At 73.3% G+C, this 19,124-nt stretch carries 14 protein-coding genes and 2 pseudogenes; 6 read left to right on the top strand and 10 right to left on the bottom strand.

Translation table 11 applies throughout. From position 1 onward, the window contains the following. Positions 1-338 precede the first annotated feature (338 nt). The 5 genes and pseudogenes from ACFQ9Z_RS13965 to ACFQ9Z_RS13945 form a co-directional block, all read right to left on the bottom strand. A pseudogene (locus ACFQ9Z_RS13965) lies at positions 339-539 on the bottom strand (ornithine decarboxylase); the annotation flags it as partial. A 24-nt stretch (positions 540-563) separates the two neighbouring features. Further along, positions 564-806 carry a hypothetical protein gene (locus ACFQ9Z_RS13960; RefSeq protein ID WP_383015936.1) on the bottom strand — a complete coding sequence of 81 codons (243 nt, stop codon included), beginning with the start codon at positions 804-806 and terminating at the stop codon, positions 564-566. Positions 807-1,051: 245 nt separating this feature from the next. Next, positions 1,052-3,592 (bottom strand): discoidin domain-containing protein, encoded by a 2,541-nt coding sequence (locus ACFQ9Z_RS13955; RefSeq protein WP_383015933.1) that lies wholly within the window; start codon positions 3,590-3,592, stop codon positions 1,052-1,054. Positions 3,593-3,742: 150 nt separating this feature from the next. Beyond that, the gene (locus ACFQ9Z_RS13950) at positions 3,743-4,543 is read right to left on the bottom strand and encodes an inositol monophosphatase family protein (protein WP_383017135.1); all 801 of its coding nucleotides are present in this window, start codon (positions 4,541-4,543) and stop codon (positions 3,743-3,745) included. An 82-nt stretch (positions 4,544-4,625) separates the two neighbouring features. Next, positions 4,626-5,801: an FAD-dependent monooxygenase gene (locus tag ACFQ9Z_RS13945; RefSeq protein ID WP_383015930.1), complete on the bottom strand. Its 1,176-nt coding sequence runs from the start codon at positions 5,799-5,801 to the stop codon at positions 4,626-4,628. 296 nt (positions 5,802-6,097) lie between these two features. Here ACFQ9Z_RS13945 and ACFQ9Z_RS13940 point away from each other — a divergent pair, with 296 nt between their 5' ends. The 3 genes and pseudogenes from ACFQ9Z_RS13940 (at position 6,098) to ACFQ9Z_RS13930 (ending at position 8,501) form a co-directional block, all read left to right on the top strand. Then, entirely contained in the window at positions 6,098-6,526 is a 429-nt protein-coding gene (locus tag ACFQ9Z_RS13940) for a PaaI family thioesterase (protein WP_383015927.1), read from the top strand. Positions 6,527-6,678: 152 nt separating this feature from the next. Next, positions 6,679-7,895: pseudogene (locus ACFQ9Z_RS13935) on the top strand (chitinase). A gap of 141 nt (positions 7,896-8,036) precedes the next feature. Next, positions 8,037-8,501 (top strand): hypothetical protein, encoded by a 465-nt coding sequence (locus ACFQ9Z_RS13930; RefSeq protein WP_383015924.1) that lies wholly within the window; start codon positions 8,037-8,039, stop codon positions 8,499-8,501. 69 nt (positions 8,502-8,570) lie between these two features. Here the strand turns inward: ACFQ9Z_RS13930 and ACFQ9Z_RS13925 are convergent, their stop codons facing one another. Continuing rightward, positions 8,571-11,945: a pyruvate carboxylase gene (locus ACFQ9Z_RS13925; RefSeq protein WP_383017131.1), complete on the bottom strand. Its 3,375-nt coding sequence runs from the start codon at positions 11,943-11,945 to the stop codon at positions 8,571-8,573. A gap of 532 nt (positions 11,946-12,477) precedes the next feature. On the opposite strand from ACFQ9Z_RS13925, the gene ACFQ9Z_RS13920 reads away from it, so the two are divergent. The 3 genes from ACFQ9Z_RS13920 (at position 12,478) to ACFQ9Z_RS13910 (ending at position 16,667) form a co-directional block, all read left to right on the top strand. Continuing rightward, the gene (locus ACFQ9Z_RS13920; protein WP_383017128.1) at positions 12,478-13,650 is read left to right on the top strand and encodes a cytochrome P450; all 1,173 of its coding nucleotides are present in this window, start codon (positions 12,478-12,480) and stop codon (positions 13,648-13,650) included. A gap of 207 nt (positions 13,651-13,857) precedes the next feature. Beyond that, positions 13,858-14,847 carry an aldo/keto reductase gene (locus ACFQ9Z_RS13915; protein WP_383015921.1) on the top strand — a complete coding sequence of 330 codons (990 nt, stop codon included), beginning with the start codon at positions 13,858-13,860 and terminating at the stop codon, positions 14,845-14,847. Positions 14,848-15,404: 557 nt separating this feature from the next. Then, positions 15,405-16,667: an MFS transporter gene (locus ACFQ9Z_RS13910; protein ID WP_383017125.1), complete on the top strand. Its 1,263-nt coding sequence runs from the start codon at positions 15,405-15,407 to the stop codon at positions 16,665-16,667. 22 nt (positions 16,668-16,689) lie between these two features. Here the strand turns inward: ACFQ9Z_RS13910 and ACFQ9Z_RS13905 are convergent, their stop codons facing one another. The 4 genes from ACFQ9Z_RS13905 to ACFQ9Z_RS13890 form a co-directional block, all read right to left on the bottom strand. Further along, positions 16,690-17,430, bottom strand: a complete 741-nt coding sequence (locus ACFQ9Z_RS13905) for a metallophosphoesterase (protein WP_383015918.1) — start codon at positions 17,428-17,430, stop codon at positions 16,690-16,692. Then, positions 17,427-17,714 (bottom strand): BON domain-containing protein, encoded by a 288-nt coding sequence (locus tag ACFQ9Z_RS13900; protein ID WP_383015915.1) that lies wholly within the window; start codon positions 17,712-17,714, stop codon positions 17,427-17,429. The genes ACFQ9Z_RS13905 and ACFQ9Z_RS13900 overlap by 4 nt, the downstream gene beginning before the upstream one ends. Further along, positions 17,711-18,397 (bottom strand): hypothetical protein, encoded by a 687-nt coding sequence (locus tag ACFQ9Z_RS13895; protein ID WP_383015912.1) that lies wholly within the window; start codon positions 18,395-18,397, stop codon positions 17,711-17,713. Before ACFQ9Z_RS13895 ends, ACFQ9Z_RS13900 begins: the two co-directional genes overlap by 4 nt. A 204-nt stretch (positions 18,398-18,601) precedes the next feature. Further along, entirely contained in the window at positions 18,602-19,099 is a 498-nt protein-coding gene (locus ACFQ9Z_RS13890) for a hypothetical protein (RefSeq protein WP_383015909.1), read from the bottom strand. Between the last annotated feature and the right edge of the window lie 25 nt (positions 19,100-19,124).

Raw genomic sequence — 19,124 nt, 5'->3', positions numbered from 1 at the left:
GGCCCGGAGCGGGACGCGGCGGTGGGCGGGCACAGGGCTCGGGGGTCCGGTTCGGACCCTCACACCGAGGTCCCCAGGCCGGGGCGTCCGAAACCGGGGGCCGTACGGCCTGTCCCGTGGGGTGAAGTCGGGCCGGAGACGCGGCGCGTCGTCCGCGCGCCCGGACCTTCGGACATACGCGCCCGGACCCGGGGACCGTCGGGCGGGGTCAACCACTCCCAGCCGAAAGCGGGTTCGGAGGAGGGCCGTTTCTTGACCCGCGAGCGGACCGGCACGCGGCCGTCCGCACTCGCCACCCTAGGCGCTGCGCCTGGGCCGCGCAGTTCGGCTCGCGCCGGTCACGGGCGGGCGACCACGCGGAAGGACCGCACCGAGGGATCGGCAGCGTCGGAGATCAGGAAACCGTGCTCGACGCCGCTGCGCAGGTAGTCGACGACCGGCTCCGTGATCACCTCGCCCGGCGCCACGACCGGGACGCCCGGCGGGTAGGGGCTGATCGTCTCGGCGGAGATCCGGCCGACGGCCCTGTCGGCCGGAACCTGCTCGGTGGGGCCGAAGAAGGCCTAGCGGGGCAGGACTGCCTGCTCCGGTTCGAGGGCGCGGGGGTCCGGCAGGTGGACCGGGGGCTGCCGTTCGATCGAGTCGGCACCGTTCACCAGGGAGCGCACCGCGTCGAGCAGGATCTTCTCGGCGTCGTCGTCGGCGTGGGCGATCGAGGCCACGCGGGCGAGCCGGTCACCGTGGCGGACATCGCGGGGGCGGCGCGGATCACCGTGCGGACCCTGCGGTACACCTTCCGCCGTCATCTGGACACCACTCCGCTGGCCCAGCTGCGCCGGGTGCGGCTCGCGCACGCCCACCACGACCTGCTCGCCGCCGATCCGGCCGGCGGGGCACGGTCACGGAGATCGCCGCCCGCTGGGGTTTCCACCACCCGGGCCGCTTGGCCTCCCTGTACTCGGACACCTGCCGGCGCGCTCCCCGGCCGGCGCCGGCCGGGGAGTGAGGGCGCTCCCGCGCGTCCGGCGGACGCGCGGGAGCGGGGCGTGCGTCACGGGAACGAGGTCACCTTGGACGGGACGGTGTCCGTCCCGGAGGTGGGGGCGCCCGTGCTGTTGACGACATGGGCGTACTGGCCCTTGCCGCCGAGGGAGATCACCAGCAGGTCGTGCATCCTGATCCCCGGGCCGGTCGGGACCTGGAAGCCGTGCGCCTGGACGATCGTGGGATCGGCCGTGAAGTTGCAGTAGCTGCCCAGACCCCACGCCTCGTGCGTGGTGACCGAGTCGGCGACCTTGTAGGCCGCGTAGCCGACGATGCCGTCGTGGGTGATGGCGGCGGCGTTCGGGGCGTCGTACGCCTTCTCGTTCTGGAAGAAGATCGTGCGGCCGCGTTCGCCGCTCCAGTAGACGTCGTACTTGTTGAAGTGCTCGACGAACAGGCCGGTGGCGAGGACGTCGTTGCCGTTGACGCGCAGGCCGTAGTCGGCGCGGTTGGTGTTCCAGCCGACGCCGCTGCCGTGGTCGGCGCGCCAGAGCCAGGTGTGGTCGATGACGACGTTGTTGCTGTTGACGACCACGGAGTTGGTGGCGAGGCCGGGTCCGGCGCCGCCGATCCGCACGAAGACGTCCTGCATGGTGGTCGGGTTGGCCGAGTGGTCGGCGGACGAGCCGGGGTCGCCGATCCGCAGCAGCGTGTCGGAGTTGGCGGTCCCCGCGTCGATGAGGAACCCGGCGAGTCTCACCCCGTCGACGTCGGCGACGTGCACGGCGTCGACGCCGTTGTCCGGGACCAGGGTGGCGAGGCCGAGGCCGAGGACCACGGTGTTGGCGCGGGTGACGTCGATGGTGCGGTCGAGGTGGTAGACGCCCGGTGTGAACAGGAGGTTGAGGCCCTGGGCGAGGGCCTGGTTGATGGTGGCCGCGGTGGCGCCGGGCTTGACGACGTAGAACTGGTCCAGCGGCAGGGACGTGCCCGCGTTCGCCGGCCAGGAGACGCCCCGTGCGTTGGTCCGCTTGGCCGGGACGAACACCTTGTAGGCGGAGCCGTCCAGGTAGAGGAAGGGCTTCTCGCGGGAGACCGGCGTGCTGTCCAGGGTGGTGTACGGGCCGCTGTCGAAGTTGGTCGCCGGCGCGCCCTGGACGCCGGAGAAGGTCATGTTCCACACGCCGTTGGTCCAGCCGCCGACCGAGCTGTCGCGGGTGTACCACTGCTGCTGGGAGTACGGGCCGACGGTGCCGTCGATCTTCGAGTCGGCGATGTAGCCGCCGGAGGCCCAGCCGTAGCCGTTGGGGGCGAGGTTGAGGCCGCCCTGGACGTGGATGCGGCGGAACGGGGCGGCCTGGGCGACCGCCCAGCGGTCGGTGCCGTTGGACGGCCTGATGGCGAGGTTCTCCGCCGAACGCCAGAAGTTCTGCGTGGCGTTGCCGTTGAACCAGCCCGCGTCGACGGTCACGTCACCGTTGATCTGGGTGTCGTCGGGGTTCATGCCGAGCCCGGAGATCGAGGTGTAGAAGCCGATCTGGGCGTTGATGCCGTTGTAGGTGCCCGGCTTCAGCAGGAACTGGTAGCGCCCGGTGCCGAACTGGCTGGACTCCTGCTGTCTGAAGACGTCGTCGAACTTCTGCTGGAGGTTCGGTGTGGAGGGGTCGACGACGATGACGTTCGGACCGAGGTCGCCGCCGCCCTGGACCGGCGGCACACCGGTGGAGCCGGTGTGCACGGCGACCTCCCACAGGGAGTAGCCATAGCCGGTGCCGCGGGCGGTGCCGTAGACCCGGACGTAGCGGCCGGTGCCGCTGACGTCGTAGGAGGCGGTGCCGCCGCTCGCGCCGGTCACGCTCTTCAGGGTGCTCCAGGTCTGGCCGTCGGCGGAGGCCTGGAGCTGGAAGTCCTTGCCGTACGCCGCTTCCCAGTTGAGGTCGATCCGGCACAGGTCCTGGACCGAGCCGAGGTCGACCCGCAGCCACTGCGGGTCGGCGGCCTGGCTGGACCAGCGGGTTCCGGTGTCGCCGTCGAATGCGGCGGAGGCGGGGGTGCCGGCGTTCTCCGTGGAGGACGCGGTGGCGGGCCTGCCCTGGGCGGCGTTGGCGGTGCCGCAGGCGGACTGGCTGCCGCCCGCCGTGCCGTAGACCTGGAACTCCCACAGGGAGTAGCCCCATTGGGTGGCCCGGTGCACGCCGAGCATGCGCACGTAGCGGCCCTGGCCGGAGACGTCGAGCGTGTCGACGCCGCCGTCGGAGCCGGTCACGGACTTCAGGTCGGTCCAGGTGCCGCCGTCCTTGGATATCTGGACCTTGTAGTCCTTGCCGTATGCGGCCTCCCAGTTGAGGACGACCTGGCTGACCGTGGCGGTGGCGCCGAGGTCGACCTGGAACCACTGGTCGTCGGTGGCGGCCGAGGACCAGCGGGTGCCGGTGTCGCCGTCGACGCCCTTGGCGGCGGCGGTGCCCGCGTTCTCCTCGGAGGACGCCGTGGCCGTCTTCCCCTGGGACAAGGGGGTCTCGGCCGCGACGGCCGGCGGGTGGGTGGTGGGCAGGGCGATCAGCGCGGCCGTGGCGGCCAGCGCGATGCCCAGGGATCTCAGTCTCATGTGGTGGCTCCATGCGGCTGCGGAGGTCAGGAAACTGACCCCATGGCTTAGTTCATGTTTTGATTTAAGTGATGAGCCAAGCGGGCGGCAAGCCTTCGGAAGTGAAAACCTGAAATACGCGCGACCTGGCGGGGCCGCGCGCCAACTCCACTAGTCCGTCTGGTTCTTGACCATCTCCAGCAGCGCGGCGTGGGTAGCGGCGTCGGCGGCCGCGATCAGTCCGCCCGCGCCCGTGTGCAGTGGCTGGCCGTGGATGCCCGTGACCGTGCAGCCGGCCGCCCGGCACAGGGCGATGCCGGCGGCGAAGTGCACGCTGTCGCGCAGGTCGCCGTCGGTGACGTACGCGGCCCGGCGGCCGGCGGCGACCCAGGCGACCGCGAGGGTGGTGGAGACCACCCGGGGCCGGAACAGCCGGCCGAAGCCGGGGTCGGCCAGGAGCCGGACCGCCTGGAAGCCGGGGGCGTTGGGGAACGGCGGATCGAGGTTCACGTCGACCAGCCGGGACTCCGGCGAGGGAGCCGGCTCCTCGTCCGCACCGTCCCGGTGGACCAGGGCGCGGTGCCCGTCGGTCCAGAACATCTCGCCGCCGAACGGGTCGGCCGTCGCGGCCGCGGTGATCGCGTCGCCCTCCCGCAGGGCCACGTTCACCCCGACCAGCATGTTCCGCACGGCGTAGTTGAGGGTGCCGCACAGCGGGTCGACCAGCCAGCGGCGCGGGGTGTCCGCGGCGCCGCTGCTGCCGCTCTCCTCGCCCGTGACGGCGTCGCCGGGCCGGGCGGCGCGCAGCACGTCCAGGATGGTCCTCTCGGCCGCGAGGTCGGCCGTCGTCGCGAAGTCGCCGGCGGACTTCTCCACGCGGTCCAGCCGCCCGCCGTACATCTCGCGGACCACGGCGGCTCCCGCCTGTGCCGCCCGGCGGGCGAGGTGGGCGTCCGACTCCGGGTCGATCATGTCCACGGGGGAAGGATAGCCCGCGCGGTCGTGCATCGAACTCCCCCTCGGCCACGGTCGGTTGGCCGGCGCGGGCCGGACTTCAGCGCTCGGTGCGGGGAAGGCCGGGCAGCGGGGTGTCCCAGTCCAGCAGGCGGTTCAGCGCGTCGTCCTCGCGGGGTGCGCCGGGGGCCGCGGAGGCGTCGCGCGCCGGGGTGCGGGCGCCGCGCGAGATGGCGCCGCTGACGGTGATGTTGTGCTCCGCGCGTGGGCGGCGGTGATGCTCGTACACGGTGAGAGCGGTCCGCTGGTCCGGAAGGTCGCGCAGGGCCTTGGCGAGGACGACGGCGTCCTCCAGCGCCATCGAGGCGCCCTGACCGGTGGCGGGCGAGGCCGCGTGCGCCGCGTCGCCGACGAGCAGGACACGGCCCGCTTGCCAGGGGGTGCCCAGCGGCAGCTCGGTGGCGTCGGTGGCCATGACGCTGCCGTCACCGGCCGCGACGATGTCCCCGGCGGGCGTGGCGTCCTCGCGCAGCAGCGGCAGCAGTTCACCGCGCAGCCCGGCGGGCGTGGGGTCCGGCTCCCCGCCGGCGGGGCGGGGGCCTGCGGCGACACGGGCGAACCAGTACGTCTCCCCCGCCGGCGAGACCGCGTAGCCGAACGCGGCCGCGCTGCCGCGCACCATGGTGATGGCGCCGGTCTCCCCCGGCGCGGGTGCCGTGTCCGTGTAGCCGTAGTACACCCGCTGGCCTGCGTACCGGGGACGGGCGGCGGGCGCCACGACGAGCCGGCGCACGGCCGAGTTCAGGCCGTCGGCGCCGATCAGCAGGTCCGCGGTGGCGCTGGTGCCGTCGGAGAAACGCGCGGTCACCGCGTCGGCGCCGTCGTCCACGGCGACCAGGCGGGCGCCGTGGCGCAGGGGTGTGCCACGGCGGACCGCCTCGGCCTGCAGGGCCGCGTTCAGTTCGCCGCGGCGCAGGCAGCGGTACCGCAGGGCGGGATCGTCCGCGCCGGCGAGCGGGGCGCGCGCCACCTCGCCGCCCCGGTCGTCCAGCAGGCGCAGGGAGGTCAGCGGGAAACCGATGGCGGTGACGGCGTCCGTGGCGTCGATCTGGGCCAGGGCGCGCATGCCGTTGGCGGCGAGGGTGAGGAAGGCGCCGATGTCCTCGGCGGTGTCGGGGTGGGCCTCGAAGACGGCCGCGTCGTGTCCGGCCTTGCGCAGGCCCAGCGCGGCCGCCGTGCCGGCGATGCCGCCGCCGATCACCAGAATGCGTGCCACCGGTACCACCCACCGTTTCCGTTCGCGTGCCCGACGGGTGGCACAGCTTAGGGGGCCCGGGCGGTGGCCCCTCCGGCACGGGCGTGCGGAATCGGCCACGGGCCGGGCCGGACGGCGGCGCACCGCCCGGCGCCGTCCGCTCGGGCCCGGCCTCGGCATACCCGCCCGGTGACGTCGGTCCGGCCCGCGACCGGCCGGGGCGACGGCGGCCATCGGTCCGGCCGGCGCCGGGCGCCGCTGGCACACTGCCTGATCGGCGTGCTGAACGGCACGCGACCGATGAGAGGCGGTACCCCATGTCCCTGTCCGAGCCGGCCGCTCCCCGGCCCGCCGACCTGCTGGCCGCCATGCCGTTCGCGGCCCGCCTGGGCATCGAGCTGCGCGAGGCCACGGCCGACCGCGCCGTCGGCAGCCTGGCCTGGTCGCCGGAGGTCTGCACGGCGGGCGGCGCGCTGCACGGCGGCGCGCTGATGGCCCTCGCGGACAGCGTCGGCGCAGTGTGCGCCTACCTGAACCTGCCGGCGGGCGCCGCCGGGACCTCGACGGTGGAGTCCAAGACCAACTTCCTGCGGGCCGTCACCGCCGGGCAGGTCCTCGCGACGGCCCGTCCGCTCCATGCCGGCGGAACCCTGCTGGTGGTGCAGACGGATCTGCGCGACGACCGGGACCGGCTGGTCGGCCAGACCACGCAGACCCAGATCGTGCTGCGCGGGAGCGGGGCCTGAGGGCCACCGGCACCTGAAGTAAAGAACTCGTATGGTCTAGTCCAAAGACCCCTTTGGACTAGACCAACATATTGACGTGACCGCAACAACTCCCGGAGGCTGGGGCGACCTTCCGCCGGGCAACTCCCTCCCCCACCCCCTGGAGCTCGCAGATGAGACCTGTTCGCGCATGTCTGGGCGCGGCGGCCGCCGTCGCGCTGGCCGCCGCCGGCACCACCGCCCTCGTCACCACCAGCGCCTCGGGCGCCACCTCCGCGCTGAGCGACCGGTGGTACGCCGCCGCCCCCTATCTGATGCCGCTGGACAACGACCCGCCGAACGCGGCCGACATCATGGACGCCACCGGCCTCAAGGCCTTCCAGCTCGCCTTCGTCCTCGCCCCGAACGGCGGCGGCTGCTCCCCCACTGGGGCGGCACGTCCCCCGTCTCCTCCGACACGGCCGTCCAGTCGGTGATCAGCACCATCCGCGCCAAGGGCGGCGACGTGTCCGTCTCCATCGGCGGCTACGGCGGCACCAAGCTCGGACAGGCGTGCGCGGACCCGGCCGCCACGGCCGCCGCCTACCAGCAGGTCGTCACCAAGTACGGCCTGCACGCCATCGACTTCGACCTCGAGGAACCGGAGTACGAGAACGGCGCCGCGATCAGGAACGAGATCGGCGCCGCGAAGATCCTCCAGCAGAACAACCCGGGCCTGTACGTCTCCGTGACCACCGCCGGCACTGCGGACGGCACCGGCTGGTTCGGCAAGCAGATGCTGCTGGAGGCCAAGTCCCAGGGCTTCACCCCGAACAACTTCTCGATCATGCCGTTCGACGGCGGCTTCAACGGGGCGGCGAGCCAGACCACGGCGCTGACCAACTTCAACTCGGTCCTGCAGTCGACCTTCGGCTGGGACCAGGCGACGGCCTACGCCCACGAGGGCTTCTCCGGCATGAACGGCCGCAGCGACACCGGCGAGTACTTCAGCCAGGCCGACTTCCAGACCGTGCTGGACTACGCCACCAGCCACCACATGGACCGGTTCACGTTCTGGTCCCTGAACCGCGACCGCCAGTGCACGCCGGCCGACAACGGCGGCCGCACGTCGGGCACTTGTTCGAGCGTGGCGCAGAGCCCCTGGGACTTCGCGAAGTACTCGGTGAAGTTCGCCGGCGCCACCCCGCCCACCACGACGCCCACCCCCACCCCCACGCCGACCCCGACCCCGGGCGGCGCCTGCAAGTCCGCCTGGAGCTCGACGGCGGTGTACACCAAGGACAACGAGGTCTCGTACGGCAAGCACAACTGGAAGGCCAAGTGGTGGACCCAGAACGAGGTGCCCGGCGCCTCGGAGTGGGGCCCCTGGCAGGACGAGGGCGCCTGCTGACCCGCTCGGCGCGTCCGGGCCGCCCAGGGGCCCGTCCGCACCGCGGACACGCGGCGCGACCTGCGCGACTGGTACATCGGGGCGTACGGTCGTAGCGTCGATGTGCACGCGGTCGGACACGGAACGACAGTGGGAGCGGCCATGCGCGGATCATTGGTGGGAACGGCGGTCACGCTCGCGGCGGGCGCCATGCTCACGGCGGCCATGACGACGGCCTCCGCGGACACGAAGGCCCCGCAGGACACGCCGGCCGGCCAGGGCCGGCGCGCGGAGCCGGTGCTGGTCGACTGCTCCTTCCAGCGCAACGTCCGCCCGGCCGACTTCATCCTGGCGTGCGGTGACGGCAACAGCCGTCTGCTGGGTCTGCAGTGGAGCAAGTGGGGCTCCCGGGCGGCCGTGGCCCAGGGGCTCAACGCGGTCAACGACTGCAAGCCGTACTGCGCGGCCGGCAGGTTCCACTCGTACCGGGTGACGGTGCGGCTGGACCGCCCGGCCCCGTGGAAGGGGCACCCGGGCGCCCGGCAGTTCACCCGGATGACCCTCGCCTACGAGGGCGCCCGGCCCCAGGGCTACGAGCAGGTCGTGACCTACCCCCTCTGGAGCTGACCGGGCCCGCCGGTCCGCACGCCCGCCCGCCGCGGCCGGTCAGCCGGCCGCGGCGGGCGGACGCTTGTGTCACGCGATCTCCACCAGCAGGTCGCCGCCCTCCACCTGCTGGATCCGGTTGATGGCCAGCCGGGACACCCGGCCCGCCTTCGGCGCGGTGATCGTCGCCTCCATCTTCATAGCCTCGATGGTGGCCACGGTGGCGCCGGCCGCCACCTCGTCGCCCTCCGTCACCGCGAGCGTCACCACACCGGCGAACGGCGCCGCCACATGACCCGGGTCCCCGCGGTCGGCCTTCTCCGTGACCGGGACGTCGGTGGCCGCCGCGCGGTCCCGCACCTGGATGGGCCGGAGCTGGCCGTTGAGCGAGGACATCACGGTGCGCATGCCCCGCTCGTCGGCCTCGCCGACCGCCTGCAGCTCGATCAGCAGCCGGACACCGGGCTCCAGGTCGACGGCGTACTCCTTGGCCGGGCGCAGACCGTAGAAGAAGGCCTTGCTGTCCAGCACGCTGGTGTCGCCGAAGCTCTGGCGGTGCGCGTCGAACTCGCGGGTCGGACCGGGGAACAGCAGCCGGTTGAGGGTCGCTCGGCGGTCCTTGGCCAGGCCGTCGCGGTCCTCGGCGGACAGCTCGGGCGCCGGCCTCGCCTCGCCGCGGCCCCGCAGGGCCTTGGTCCGGAAGGGTTCCGGCCAGCCGCCGGGCGGCGTGCCCAGCTCACCGCGGAGGAAGCCGATCACCGAGTCGGGGATGTCGAACCGGTCCGGGGTCGCCTCGAAGTCCTCCGGCGAGACCCCGGCGCCCACCAGGTGCAGCGCGAGGTCGCCGACCACCTTGGACGACGGGGTCACCTTGACCAGCCGGCCGAGGATCCGGTCGGCGGCGGCGTACATCGCCTCGATGTCCTCGAAGCGGTCGCCGAGTCCGAGGGCGACGGCCTGCGTACGCAGGTTGGAGAGCTGGCCGCCGGGGATCTCGTGGTGGTAGACCCGCCCGGTCGGGGAGGCGAGACCCGCCTCGAACGGGGCGTAGATCTTCCGGACGCCCTCCCAGTACGGCTCCAGGTCACCGACGGCGCCCAGGTCCAGGCCGGTGGGCCGGTCGGAGTGGTCGGTGGCCGCGACGAGCGCCGACAGCGAGGGCTGCGAGGTGGTGCCGGCCATCGAGGCCACCGCGCCGTCGACGGCGTCGGCCCCCGCCTGGATCGCGGCGAGGTAGGTGGCGAGCTGGCCGCCGGCCGTGTCGTGCGTGTGCAGGTGCACGGGCAGGTCGAACTCGCGGCGCAGCGCGGTGACGAGCCTGGCGGCGGCCGGGGCGCGCAGCAGTCCGGCCATGTCCTTGATCGCCAGGACGTGCGCCCCGGCGTCGACGATCTGCTCGGCGAGCCGCAGGTAGTAGTCGAGGGTGTAGAGCCGCTCGGCGGGGTCGCTGAGGTCGGCGGTGTAGCAGAGGGCGACCTCGGCGACGGCGGTGCCGGTCTCGCGCACCGCCTCGATGGCGGGCCGCATCTGGCCCACGTCGTTCAGCGCGTCGAAGATGCGGAAGATGTCGATGCCGGTGGCGGCGGCCTCCTGCACGAAGGCGTCGGTCACCTCGGTCGGGTACGGGGTGTAGCCGACGGTGTTGCGGCCGCGCAGCAGCATCTGCAGGCAGATGTTGGGCACGGCCTCGCGCAGCGCGGCCAGCCGCTCCCACGGGTCCTCGGCGAGGAAGCGCAGCGCGACGTCGTAGGTGGCGCCGCCCCAGCACTCCAGGGACAGCAGCCCGGGCAGGGTGCGGGCGACGACCGGGGCGACGGCGAGAAGGTCCTTGGTGCGCACCCGGGTGGCCAGCAGCGACTGGTGGGCGTCGCGGAAGGTGGTGTCGGTGACTCCGATGGTCGGCGACTCGCGCAGGTGCCGGGCGAAGCCCTCGGGACCGAGTTCGACCAGCCGCTGCCGGGAGCCGGGCGCGGGCTCACCGGCCGGCAGCGGGGGCAGCTTGGTGACCGGGTCGAGCAGCTCGGGCCGCTCGCCGTGCGGCTTGTTGACGGTGACGTCGGCGAGGTAGGTGAGCAGCTTGGTGCCGCGGTCGGCGGAGTGCCGGGAGGTCAGCAGGTGAGGGCGCTGCTCGATGAAGGAGGTCGTGACCCGGCCCGCCTGGAAGTCGGGGTCGTCCAGGACCGCCTGCAGGAACGGGATGTTGGTGGCCACACCGCGGATCCGGAACTCCGCCACGGCACGCCGGGCGCGTCCCACGGCCGCCTGGAAGTCCCGGCCCCGGCAGGTGAGTTTGACCAGCATCGAGTCGAAGTGGGCGCTGATCTCGGTACCGGCGTGGGTGGTTCCGCCGTCCAGGCGGATGCCGGAGCCGCCCGGGGAGCGGTAGGCGCTGATCCGGCCGGTGTCCGGGCGGAAGCCGTTGGCCGGGTCCTCGGTGGTGATGCGGCACTGCAGGGCGGCGCCGCGCAGGGTGACGGTGTCCTGGGAGAGGCCGAGGTCGGCGAGGGTCTGGCCGGAGGCGATGCGGAGCTGGGCCTGGACCAGGTCGACGTCGGTTACCTCCTCGGTGACCGTGTGCTCGACCTGGATGCGCGGGTTCATCTCGATGAAGACGTGGTTGCCGTCGCGGTCGAGCAGGAACTCCACGGTGCCCGCGTTGCGGTAGCCGATCTCGCGGGCGAAGCGCACCGCGTCGCCGCAGATCCGCTCCCGCAGTTCGGGGTCGAGATTGGGCGCGGGCGCCAGTTCGATGACCTTCTGGTGGCGGCGCTGGAGCGAGCAGTCGCGTTCGAAGAGGTGGATGACGTCGCCCTCCCCGTCGGCGAGGATCTGCACCTCGATGTGGCGCGGGTCCACGACGGCCTTCTCCAGGAAGACGGTCGGGTCGCCGAAGGCGGACGCGGCCTCGCGCGAGGCGGCCTCGATGGACTCGCGGAGCTGGGCGGGGTCCTCCACCCGGCGCATGCCGCGCCCGCCGCCGCCGGCCACCGCCTTGACGAAGACGGGGAAGCCGACCTCCTCGGCGGCGCGCACCAGTTCGTCCACGTCGGTGGAGGGCGCCGAGGAGCCCAGCACGGGTACGCCGGCGGCGCGCGCGGCGGCGACCGCGCGGGCCTTGTTGCCGGTCAGTTCGAGCGTCTGCGCGCTCGGCCCGACGAAGGTGATGCCCGCCTCCTCGCAGGCGCGGGCCAGCTCAGGGTTCTCCGACAGGAAGCCGTACCCGGGGTAGACGGCGTCGGCGCCCGCCCGGCGGGCCGCGCCCACGATCTCCTCGACGGAGAGGTAGGCCCGCACGGGGTGTCCGGGTTCACCGATCTCGTAGGCCTCGTCGGCTTTCAGCCGGTGCAGTGAGTTGCGGTCCTCGTGCGGGAACACGGCGACCGTGCGCGCACCGAGTTCGTAAGCCGCGCGGAATGCGCGAATCGCGATCTCCCCACGGTTGGCGACCAGCACCTTGCGGAACATCCTGGATCCCTTCAGCTGCCTGGCGGCGACGAACACCATGGTGTCAGCCATCCCTGCCGTACGTCGCGGCAACATTAGGGGGTGCCAAAACGTCTCGACGTGCGAGAACCGTCACACGGGCGAGGTGGGCGACACCACAGGCCCCCTCGGTCGATGGTCCAGGCCGGTGACCGTCCCGGTACCCGGAAGGAACACGGACTCTTTCCTCTTCGATCCCGAACTCTCGTACAGTGACCGGCAGTTCACACCCGAGTGTCTCCTCTCCCCCACCCGGATGTCTCCGCCTGCCCTCCCTTGCCCCTCCCTGCCGCGAGGCCCTCGCCCCGGCTCAGGGGACTGAACCGGCTGCCCGTCCGCTTCACTCCCGTACTCGCCCGCTGATCACCGCGTCCCCCCGGCCGGTCCGTTCGCCGGCCTGGCCCCGGGGCTCCCCCGGACATGCGCGACACCCCTGACCCCGCCCCTGGGAGGCACGTCACGATGAGCACCCGTACCGGAGCACCGCGGATCGCCCGACCCATTCGTCTCCGACCTGGCCGGCGAGAGCGCCGCACTGCGCGCGGCCGGCCCGCTCGCCGCCGTCGAACTGCCGGGCGGCGTCCCGGTGTGGGCAGTCACCCATCACGCGGAGGCCAAGGCGCTGCTCACCGACCCGCGTCTGGTGAAGGACATCGAGGTGTGGGGCGCCTGGCGGCGCGGCGAGATACCCGCGGACTGGCCGCTGATCGGCCTGGCCGACCCGGGCCGCTCCATGCTCACCGTGGACGGCGCCGACCACCGCCGGCTGCGCACGCTGGTCGCGCAGGCGCTCACCCCGCGCCGCGTGGAGCGGATGCGCGAGCGCATCGGGAAACTCACGCAGGACCTGCTCGACGCGCTGCCCGCGGACGGTTCGACGGTCGACCTGAAGGCGGCCTTCGCCTACCCGCTGCCCATGTACGTCGTCGCCGACCTCATGGGCCTGCCCGAGGCGCGGCTGCCGCGGCTGAAGGTGCTGTTCGAGAAGTTCTTCTCCACCCAGACCCCGCCGCAGGAGGTCGGCGCGACCCTCACCGAACTGGCGCAGATCATGGCCGAGACGGTCGCGGCCAAGCGGGCCGAGCCGGGCGACGACCTGACCAGCGCGCTGGTCCTCGCCTCGGAGGACGGTGACCGCCTGACCGACCAGGAGATCGTCTCCACGCTCCAGCTGATGGTGGCGGCGGGCCACGAGACCACGATCTCGCTGATCGTCAGCGCCGTCGTGAACCTCTCCACCCACCCCGAGCAGCGTGACCTGGTGCTGTCCGGCGGGGCCGACTGGTCGGCGGTGGTCGAGGAGACGCTGCGCTGGTCCACCCCGACCTCGCACGTGCTGATCCGCTTCGCGACCGAGGACGTCCCGGTCGGCGACCGGGTGATCCCCGCCGGTGACGCGCTGATCGTGTCGTACGGCGCGATCGGCCGCGACGAGAAGGCGCACGGCCCGGACGCCGGGGAGTTCGACATCACCCGCGAGAGCGGGAACCGGCACATCTCCTTCGGGCACGGCCCGCACGTGTGCCCAGGGGCGGCGCTGTCCCGGCTGGAGGCGGGGGTGGCGCTGCCCGCGCTGTACGCCCGCTCCCCCGGCCTGGACCTGGCCGTCCCGGCGGCCGAGCCGCGCAACAAGCCGGTCGTCACGCAGAACGACCTGTTCGAGCTGCCGGTCCCGCTGGGCGTCTGACACCTGGGCGCCCGGCGCTTGCGTTCGAGCGCACTTCAGGTCGTAACGTCGGGAACCTCCCGCCGCGCGAGAGCGGGCCGCCCGGCGTCCCCCACGGGATGCCGGGCGGCCCGATCCGTCGCTGAATGGTGGGGTGGTTCCTTCCGTCCGTGCGCCGTGACGGCGGCACGGACGCCGACCGAAATGTGCGAAAGGCTGGAACAGCACATGCGACAGCGCAGTCTGCGGGATCTCCAGGTATCGGCCATCGGCCTCGGCTGCATGGGAATGTCCGCCTTCTACGGCACCGCCGACCAGGACGAGGCCATCGCGACCATCCGCCGCGCCCTCGAGCTCGGCATCGACTTCCTCGACACCGCGCAGATGTACGGGCCGCTGACCAACGAGTCCCTGGTCGGCGAGGCGATCCGGGGGCACCGGGACGAGTACGTGATCGCAACGAAGTTCAACTACCGGATGGACGACGCGGTGCCGGGCGACATGAGCACGGTCGGCCGGCAGGACGGCTCCGCCGAGCACGTGCGCAGCTCCGTCCACGGCTCGCTGCAGCGGCTCGGCACGGACCACATCGACCTGTACTACCAGCACCGGGTCGATCCGCAGGTGCCGATCGAGGAGACGGTGGGCGCCCTGGCGGAGCTGGTCGCCGAGGGCAAGGTGCGGTACATCGGGCTGAGCGAGGCGAGCGCGGAGACCATCCGGCGGGCGAACGCCGTCCACCCGGTCACCGCCGTGCAGAGCGAGTACTCGCTGTGGACCCGTGACGTGGAGGCCGAGGTCCTGCCGGCCTGCCGGGAGCTGGGCATCGGCTTCGTGGCGTACTCGCCGCTCGGCCGCGGTTTCCTCGCCGGCCGCTTCTCCTCCCCCGACGAGCTGGACGAGAACGACTACCGCCGCAGCAGCCCCCGTTTCACCGACGCCCACCTCGAGGCGAACCTACGGCTGGCGGCGAAGGTCAAGGAGATCGCCGCGGAGAAGGACGTGACCCCGGCCCAGCTCGCGATCGCCTGGGTGCTGGCCCAGGGCGAGGACCTGGTCCCGATCCCGGGCACCAAGCGCCGTACCTATCTGGAGCAGAACGCGGCCGCGGTGGACATCGAGCTGACCAAGGAGGACCTCGACCGCATCGACGCGGAACTGCCGCGGGCCTCGGGCGAGCGCTACGACGAGGCCGGGATGCGGTCGGTCAACCGCTAGTGACCTGAGTCAGAGATTCGTCGGCAGTAGGCGGCAACTTTGTCGAGGATCTCGTCGGCTGTCTAGCGGCGGCCCCCGGCGCCGGAGCGTGAACGGGGCTCCGGCGCGGCCGGCCGGCCCGTGCCCGGTCGTTGCCGCTCATGTCACACCTCCGGCGCCCGGAGCGGACGGTCCGTGGCCCTTCCGCGTAGCCCGCGCGGGCGCCGGGCAAATGCCCGCCACTCGCGGGTGGGACGCGGGGCCTGTGAGCAAGCCCACCCAGCGCCCAAGTCCGTTGCCGGGGCGCGGCCTTGGGGTTGACCGGAACGCCGCGCGGCGCGGGGCGGCAACCACTCGCCCGTCCGTCTGCCACCATGGTCGGCGCCCTTGCGACCGGGCGGACCAGCCGTGCAGCGCCGCCGGTCTCGCCGTTCCGCCGTCGCCCTTCCGACGCCCCCGGATGTCGAGTAGCCGCCGTGCCCCCTGCTCCTGCCCTGCCCACTTCCCTGCCCGAAACCGGTGCCGCCGCGCGCCCGGGCGCCTCGCGTTCGCCGTGGCGGTCGCTGCGTCACCGCGGCATGCGCTGGTGGTCGGTCGCGAACCTCGTCTCCAACGCCGGCACCTGGATGCAGCTCACCGTGCAGAACCTGCTGGTGCTGCAGATCACCGGGTCCGCCGCGGCGACCGGCCTGTCGATGTCCGTGCAGGCGGCGCCCGCGCTCTTCGTGAGCCTGCTGGGCGGCGCGGCCGTCGACCGCTGGCCGCGGAAGCTGACGGTCGCCGTCAGCCAGGGCCTGCTCGGCGCGGTCGCCTTCACCACCGCCCTGCTCGTGGCGCTGGACCGGATCGACATGCCGTCGCTGCTGGTGCTGGCCGCGGTGACCGGCGTCATCGCCACCGTCGACGGACCGGCGTGCGCGCTGCTCGGCAACGACCTCGTGCCGGTGGCGGACGTGCCGTCCGCGATCGGCGTGGGCGCCCTGGTGCACAGCGCGGGCCGGCTGGCCGGTACGGCGCTGGCGGGAGTGACCGTCGGCTTCCTCGGCACCTCCGCCGCGTACGCGGCCAACGGGCTGTCGTTCCTCTTCGTGGCGTCGGTCGTGCCGTTCCTGCGCCCCGTGCACGGGGCGGTCCGGGAGGGGGCGGTCCGGGAGGGGTCGGCCACCGAGCGCGCCGTACCGGACAAGGCCGAGATGAGCGTCGGGCAGGGCCTGGCCTTCTTCGTCCGCCGGCCCCGGCTGGTGGCCCTCGCCGCCGTCACCGGCCTCAGCTCGGTCTTCGGCCGCAACTACGGTCTCACCCTCGCCGTCCTGGTCACCGGTCCCCTCGCGGGCGGCGCCGGGGCGTTCGGCGCGGTGTCCACGGTGCTGGCCGTCGGCGGCATCCTCGGCGCGGTCCTGGGCGCACGGCTGCGCAGCCCGTCGGTGCGGACCGTGGGCGTGCTCGCGGCGGCCGGCGGGCTGCTCCAGGCGGCGGCGGGCCTCTCGCCGTCCCTGGCCGTCCTGCTGGTGCTGGTGCTGCCGATGGCCGTGGTGGAGTCGGTCTCCGACACCGCCGGTACGGCCGTGCTGCAGACCGACCCGCCCGCCCACATGCGGGGCCGGGTGCTCGGGGTGTGGAGCAGCATCGGCACCGTCTGGGGCCTGGGCGGGCCGCCCGCCCTCGGCCTGCTGATGGAGCGGGCGGGGGCCCGGGGCGCCCTGGTCGCGGGCGGGCTGCTGATCGCCGGTGCGATCGGCGCGGGTCTCATGAGGCGCCGCGTCGCGGTTCCCACCGCGCTGAGGCTGCCCGCGAAGGACGGCGACATGACGGGCCGGGAGGCCCTGGGCACGGCCGCCTGAGCCCGTGCCGAGAGCCGCCGGGTCAGGCCGCCGCGCGCTCGCGACCCGGCAGGTTGTAGACGTGGAACGCCTGGCCGATCACCGGCTGGGCCACGTTGCGGACCCGGATGCCGCCGCTGGTCATCCCGTGCTCGGTGCCCGCGTGGGCGTGCCCGTGCACGGCGAGGTCGGGGCAGGCGGTGTCGATCGCCTCGGCGAGCAGGTAGCTGCCGAGGAAGGGGTAGATCTCCGGCGGCTCCCCCGCCAGGGTGTCCGGCACGGGTGAGAAGTGGGTCAGGGCGATCCGGACGTCGCAGTCCCAGTCGTCGAGCTGCTTCAGGCCGGCGAGCAGTCCGTCGGCGCACCGGCGGCTGTAGCGGACGAACTCCTTCATGATCGGTTCGCCGAACTCGCCGGCGCAGCGTCCGACGAATCCCCCGCCGAAGCCCTTCGTCCCGGCCACCCCGATGCGTGCGCCGTCACTGGTGACGACGGCGGCCTGTCCTTCGAGGACGTGCGCGCCGGCGTCGCGGAGGATGGCGGTGACCTCCTCGGGGCGGTCGTCGTGGTGGTCGTGGTTGCCCAGGACGGCGACGACGGGCACCGCGAGGTCCTTGATCTCGCGGGCGACGACCTGCGCCTCCTCGGGCGTGCCGTGCCGGGTGAGGTCCCCGGCGAGCAGCAGGACGTCGGCGCACTCGGGCAGGGTCTCGAAGGCGGGGCGCAGCGTGCCCTGGCTGTCCGGCCCCATGTGGATGTCCCCGACGGCGGCGACACGGATCATGTGAGGTCCTCCCCGTGATCGGGCGAGGAGGTCCCGGCGACGAGGATGTCGCAGTGCACGGGGTGCCCCGCCAGCGCCTCGCGGGCCATGCCGAGGATCTGGTCCCGGCACTCGGTGGAGGGCACGGTGCCCGTCAGCAGCACGGAGCCGCCGTGCGGGACGAGCCGTACGCCCAGTTCGCCGAACGGTCCGGCGGCGATCCGTTCGGCCAGGTGGGCGACGCGGTAGTCGAGGTTCTCGGCGGCCGGCCGGGCCGGCGGCCGGTGTGCGTCCTGGTCGGTCATGACTGCGCCTCCCGGGGTGCGATCACGTTCAGTCGTTCGAGCAGGAAGAGGAAGGCGGCGGGCATGGGCTGGTCCCCGCACGAGTCCCGCACCTCGTCCCAGTCGACCTTCTCGCGCACGGCGCGGGCCACCGGGAGGACCGCGCCGAAGTCGCAGTAGTGCTCCGAGAAGGCGCTGATCAGGCTGCGGATGAGATCGGTCGGGGAGAGCACGGGCATGAGGACGGAGTCGACCGGCAGGCACGTCGCCCGGGCCAGCATGTCCTTGGTGACGGGCTGGTGCGCGAGCTGGTAGATGATGTCGATGTCCTGCTCGTGGCAGGTCGTCTTCAGCAGCCAGTCCTCCGGCGGAGTGCGCACCGGCAGGCCGGCCTCGTGCAGACTGGCGGCCACCGCGTCGGAGTCCTCGGGGAGTACGGCGAAATCGGCGTCGTGCTGGAGGTCACGGCTCCCGCCGTGGGCGTAGACGGCCACGCTGCCGGCGAGGGCGAAGGGGTGTCCCTTCCTCTTCAGCAGGGCGCCGATCTGCTTGGCGGCCTCCAGGATCGCCTGGCTGCGGTCGTGCGGCAGGGGATCTGCGGCCGATGCGGTCGGCACCCGCGGCTCCGGTCCGTCACCGGCGAGGCGGATCCCGGTGACCTCCGTCCGCCGGGCGGGGGCGGGTCCCTCCCCGTTCTGCGTCATGCTCTCTCCATTCGCGGCGCCCTGCTCTACCCGTCCGGCCGGGACGGCCCCGGGGGCCCGTCGGGTACCCGGGCCGGTGCCGCTCAGTCCTGGCCGGCCGCGCCGCGGGACGGGGCGGGGCGGCCGTCCGGCGCCGCAGGACCCGACGGCCGCGCGGGCCCGCCCCGGGTGGGGCGGGGCGGGACCGCGGGCCCGCTCGCCGGGTCAGCCCGCCGGCTTGAGGCCGGTGATCTTCAGGGTCCGCAGGTCGGACTGGACCTCGATCCTGGTGACCTGGGCGTGGGCGCCGTCGCCCCAGGTCAGCGTGACCCTGCTGGTGGCGTGGCCCATGCCGGACCCGGTGTAGGCGACCTTCCACTTCACCGGCACGTTCTGCGCGAACAGGATGCCGTCGGCGTGGTTCCTCCGCTCGTAGTCGGCGGCCTTCTTCTGGGCGGCGGCGGACAGGTAGAAGGCGCGCAGCGCCTTGGCGTTGGCGGCGGCCGCCGGGTCGTCGGCGGCCCAGACGGAGTCGATGTAGGCGCCGTAGAAGTCGGCCACGCGCTGGGTGGCGTCGCGCGGGTCGCCCTGGGCCGAGGACACGGCGGCGGTGCGGGTGTGGCTCGTGCCGGTGCCGGCGAGGGCGGGCGTGACGGCGGCCAGGGTGAGGCCGGCCGTGACGGCGGCGGCGGTCAGAAGGGTCCTGCGACTGCGGACAGGCATGTTTCTCATTCCCCCGTTTTATTCG

The organism is Streptomyces sp. NPDC056580 (assembly GCF_042793175.1).
GTDB lineage: Bacteria > Actinomycetota > Actinomycetes > Streptomycetales > Streptomycetaceae > Streptomyces.
The sequence above is the reverse complement of the archived record's forward strand: the minus strand, read 5'-3'. Positions and strand labels throughout refer to the sequence as shown.